This is a genomic window from Methylobacterium sp. WL18 (genome assembly GCF_008040015.1).
GTDB classification, from domain to species: domain Bacteria; phylum Pseudomonadota; class Alphaproteobacteria; order Rhizobiales; family Beijerinckiaceae; genus Methylobacterium; species Methylobacterium mesophilicum.
In genome coordinates, this window is the sequence record NZ_VRVD01000539.1 from 1 (window position 1) to 3224 (window position 3224).

The following is a 3224-nucleotide window of genomic DNA, read 5'->3' on the forward strand; positions in this document are numbered from 1 at the left end:
GGCGCTGGTCGGCCGGCCGGGCCTGCTGGCGCTGGACGAGCCGCTCGGCGCCCTCGACGCGCTGACCCGCATCGGCATGCAGGACCTGATCGAGCGGATCTGGCTGGCGCAGGGCTTCACCGCCCTGCTGGTCACCCACGACGTCTCCGAGGCGGTCGCGCTGGCCGACCGAATCCTGGTGGTGGAGGAAGGCCGCATCGCCCTCGATCTGCGGGTCGACGTGCCGCGCCCGCGTCGGCGTGGAGATCCGGATCTGGCGCGGCTCGAAGGGCGTATTCTCGATCATCTGCTCGGCGCCGAGCCGAACGTCTGACGCCGGGTCGCCGTTTCCTCGAAGCGGCGACCCGCCCTAGCTCTTGGTGATCGCCGGATGCGAGAAGTCGGATCCGGCTTTTCCGCATCCGGCCCGCAACCGCAATGGAGACCCCGATGACCACGACGCATGACGGGCGCGCCGACGTCCTCTGGTTCCTGCCGACCCACGGCGACGGGCGCTATCTCGGCGCCCAGGAAGGGGCCCGCGAGGTCTCGATCAACTACCTCCGCCAGATCGCCCAGGGCGCCGACGAACTCGGCTACTACGGCGTGCTGCTGCCCACCGGACGCTCCTGCGAGGATTCCTGGATCATCGCCTCGGCGCTGGCGCCGCTGACCAAGCGGCTGCGCTTCCTGGTGGCGGTGCGACCGGGCCTGATGGAGCCGTCCGCGGCCGCCCGCATGACCGCGACCCTCGACCGGATCTCGGATGGGCGCCTCCTGATCAACGTCGTCACCGGCGGCGATCCGGTGGAGCTGGCGGGCGACGGCGTGTTCCTGTCCCATGACGCGCGCTACGCCGTCACCGACGAGTTCCTGACGATCTGGCGCGGCCTGCTCTCGGGCGAGACCGTGACCTTCCAGGGCCAGCACCTGCGCACGGAGAACGGCCGGGTGATCTTCCCGCCGGTGCAGAAGCCCTATCCGCCGCTCTATTTCGGCGGCTCCTCAGCCGCCGGCATGGAGGTCGCGGCCGAGCATTGCGACGTGTACCTCACCTGGGGCGAGCCCCCGGCGCAGGTCGCCGAGAAGATCGCCGCCGCCCGTCAGGCCGCCGAGGCCAAGGGCAAGGAATTCTCCTACGGCATCCGCCTGCACGTGATCGCCCGGGAGACCGAGGCCGAGGCCTGGGACGCCGCGGAGAAGCTGATCTCGAAGCTCGACGACGCCACCATCGCGAAGGCGCAGGAGACTCTGAAGCGGCAGGATTCGGTCGGCCAGAGCCGGATGATGGCGCTGCATGGCGGCAACCGCGACAAGCTGGTGGTCTCGCCCAATCTCTGGGCCGGCGTCGGGCTCGTGCGCGGCGGTGCCGGGACCGCGTTGGTCGGCTCGGCCGATCAGGTCGCCGACCGGATGAAGGAATACATCGATCTCGGGATCGACCGCTTCATCCTCTCGGGCTACCCGCATCTCGAGGAGGCCTACCGCTTCGCCGAGTTGGTCTTCCCGAAGCTGCCGCTCCGCGCCACCACGGGTCGGCCGACGGGCAACGCCCGCAACGACGGCCCGTTCGGCGAGATCATCGCCAACGACCTCGTGCCCGCCCGCAGGGTCGGCGCGCACTGAGACGGCGTATCGACCCGGCTCACCGCACCGGGGATGGCCCCGCCATCGACCGGATGGCGGGCAAGACATCAGGGTTTCCGGAGGGCCTGCAGCCCTCCGGCAGCGTTCGGGACGCGCAGCTCCATCGTGTGGGCGACGCCCTGCCGCATGGCCGCGTCGGCACTCGCCGACGGTCCATGACCTTCTGAAACCAGGACATTCCCGATATCGTCGCACGGAGACGACGGAAAGAACGGGGGATGGCGCAGGTTCGGCACATCTGCGCCAAAGTCATGCCATCCTTGACGCTCAGGTGCCGCGGCTATCACCGCGCGGCCAGCTCGCGCGATCATCGCATAGCGACAAGGACATCCATGACTTCGACCAAGGCGGTCCTCCTGACCCTCGGTCTCTGCCTCGGCCCGGCCGCAGCGTTCGCCGAGCAATCCCCGGCCCGCGAGGCGCTCAAGCAGCACTGCACCGGCGACTACATGGATTATTGCAGCGCCTACGCGCCCGGCGGCCCGGAGGTCGAGGCCTGCTTCAAGGCGAACATGAAGAACCTGTCGCCCGGCTGCTCGGCGGCGATCACCGCCTACAAGCAGGAGAAGAAGGCGACCAAGCGCGTCAGCGAGGTGCGCTGAGACCGACGCTGCGGCGCCTGTCCGATAGCCGTCCCGTCGTTGCGAGCGTAGCGAGGCAACCCAGCGTGGCGCAGCCGTTGGCCGTGTCGTGCTTCCCTGGGTCGCTGCGCTCCTCTGGCGATGACGGTGAGGGCGAAGTTTTTTAAGCGCGCTGAGGCAACCCCAACGAGCATTGAAAACCACGATATATGAGTTTGCTAGTTTTAGATCCGCACGTAATAATGCATTGGATGAGTCAACGCTAAGTGAAATGTGATTTACATCGCCGCTGTATTTATTGATTTTTTACTTTTTAAACATTACAAAATATTGCGAAACGTCGCACGCGTGACATTCTTGCACTTTCCGAAGCCGGGCGCGGGGTTAGCCTCCGCCATGCCGCAAATCGGAGATTGTCTCGTGTCCACTGCACGTTGTTTTGCAAAGAATCCTCTCACGCGCGTCCTGGTCCTGGCTGTGCTGGCTGCCAGCGTCGCCGCCTGCGCGACCAAGCCGCCGGTCGAGCCGGTGCCGCTGATCAAAAAGGGCTGAGCGCCGCGTCCCCGCGGGCGCGGCTTCGCCTTCGGGACGATGATCCAGCGCCGTCCCGGATCCGGGGCGGCGCGCTCGGCCGACTTCACCGCACGGCGATGCCCAGCGGGGCGGCGCGGCAATTGAGATGGGCCGGATTGGTCGAGACCACCCCGGCATTGCAGCCGCCCTGCTGGCCGACATAGAGCGGCGTCCCGCCCGCACCGGCGGCCGCGAGATAGCCGATCGGCCGCGTGCCGGCGTCGAGATGGCGCGGATTGTTGGTGACCAGGCCGTCATCGAGCCCGGCCGCGGTGCCGGCATAGACCGGCGCGTCGGCGGGCGAGGATGGCTGCGCCAGGGTCGCGCCGATCGGGGCGGTGGCGCACCCCTTGTAACCGGGATCGATCGTCACTTCGCCGGCATTGCAGCCCGGCTGCGTCCCGACATAGAGCGCCACGCCCGGAGCCCGCGCGGCCGGCGGGG

At 68.1% G+C, this 3224-nt stretch carries 4 protein-coding genes and 1 pseudogene; 4 read left to right on the forward strand and 1 reads right to left on the reverse strand.

The features are described from left to right. The 4 genes and pseudogenes from FV228_RS24590 to FV228_RS24605 form a co-directional block, all read left to right on the forward strand. A pseudogene (locus tag FV228_RS24590) lies at nt 1–313 on the forward strand (ABC transporter ATP-binding protein); the annotation flags it as partial. Between the two features lie 116 nt (nt 314–429). Then, complete coding sequence (gene ssuD, locus FV228_RS24595; RefSeq protein WP_147856954.1) at nt 430–1605, forward strand: FMNH2-dependent alkanesulfonate monooxygenase; 1176 nt, start codon at nt 430–432, stop codon at nt 1603–1605. 353 nt (nt 1606–1958) lie between these two features. Continuing rightward, nucleotides 1959–2228 carry a hypothetical protein gene (locus tag FV228_RS24600; RefSeq protein WP_147856955.1) on the forward strand — a complete coding sequence of 90 codons (270 nt, stop codon included), beginning with the start codon at nt 1959–1961 and terminating at the stop codon, nt 2226–2228. A gap of 252 nt (nt 2229–2480) precedes the next feature. After that, entirely contained in the window at nt 2481–2759 is a 279-nt protein-coding gene (locus FV228_RS24605) for a hypothetical protein (protein ID WP_147856956.1), read from the forward strand. 85 nt (nt 2760–2844) lie between these two features. Here FV228_RS24605 and FV228_RS33400 read toward each other — a convergent pair. Then, on the reverse strand, nt 2845–3224 hold a 380-nt coding region (locus tag FV228_RS33400; protein WP_187277891.1), incomplete at its 5' end, for a hypothetical protein.